The organism is Brevibacillus panacihumi W25 (genome assembly GCF_000503775.1).
Lineage (GTDB): Bacteria > Bacillota > Bacilli > Brevibacillales > Brevibacillaceae > Brevibacillus > Brevibacillus panacihumi_A.
Genome location: NZ_KI629783.1, coordinates 1 through 950, shown reverse-complemented (window position 1 = coordinate 950; position 950 = coordinate 1). Strand labels below are relative to the sequence as shown.

At 45.7% G+C, this 950-nt stretch carries 1 protein-coding gene and 1 pseudogene; both read right to left on the bottom strand.

Going from position 1 to position 950, the window contains the following annotated elements; translation table 11 throughout:
* A pseudogene (locus T458_RS40820) lies at window positions 1-221 on the bottom strand (DUF927 domain-containing protein); the annotation flags it as partial.
* An 80-nt stretch (window positions 222-301) separates the two neighbouring features.
* Window positions 302-847, bottom strand: a complete 546-nt coding sequence (locus T458_RS40815; RefSeq protein ID WP_007778580.1) for a hypothetical protein — start codon at window positions 845-847, stop codon at window positions 302-304.
* Window positions 848-950: the final 103 nt, after the last annotated feature.

Below are 950 nucleotides of genomic sequence, written 5' to 3'. Positions count from 1 at the left end.
GCAGAAAGCGGCAGGGATTGTCCATCCGAGTCATCCACTTCATCGGCAGGTAAAGATACCTCTGCTGGCTCCTGATCAACATCAAGAGTATCTTCATCGAGGTCTGAATCCTCGGTGACCTCTATATCCACTTCCATATCCACTTCCAGGTCAAACTCGGTGACTTCATTGGCACGGTTAATTTTTTGGCGGTTTGTTTTGGGAAATTGATCAAAGCTCATCTGGTAATCCTCCTCGTCTAATCGTCGGAAATTTTGTATAGAAGGGAGAGGGGAGCCCCCTCCCTTGGTATCCACTACTACTACTCCTTCACATGAATGAACGCGACCGTATTTTTCCCCTGCCCTTTGTATGTCACATCGGAGAAGGTAATGGACGTACGATTGCTAAAGTCCAGATCATAACGATCGGTAATTTGCTTAACCAGTTCGCTGCGGTAGATAATGCTTTTCGTACCGCTTTCTCTCATCGAGTAAGAGGTAAATTGATCCCCGAGATACGCTGAAACGGCAATCCGATCCTCACCATATCCGATCTGAACGGTTTTGGGATGATGAAGCCGCTCCATCAACTCCTGACTCAGCGCGACCCTCATGCCGTTTTTGGAATGTACAATCGACATAACCCCTGCTTTTCCGACCGATCTACCCTGCTGATGGCATACGGACGGTGTAATATCAGACAAATCTACGTCTTCATGATCGTCATCCGATTCATCCTGATCAAAATCATCGTCGGAATCAGCAACTTCTTCTACTTCTGCTACTTCTTCAACGTCTTCAACGTCTTCAATAGTTTCAATATCTTCGATGTCCATATCCAATTCAGTATTGATCATGTTTTCCATGTGTACATACTCCTTCACTTTGTATTTGTGCAGCTTGATTGAACGTGTTGACCCGCCATGATCTGATCGTAAATCACCAAATTCGCGCCCTTACGAGAGCGAT

Excerpts from the sequence above, each read along its gene's own strand:
- T458_RS40815 (WP_007778580.1), bottom strand. The coding sequence starts at position 847 with ATGGAAAACATGATCAATACTGAATTGGATATGGACATCGAAGATATT.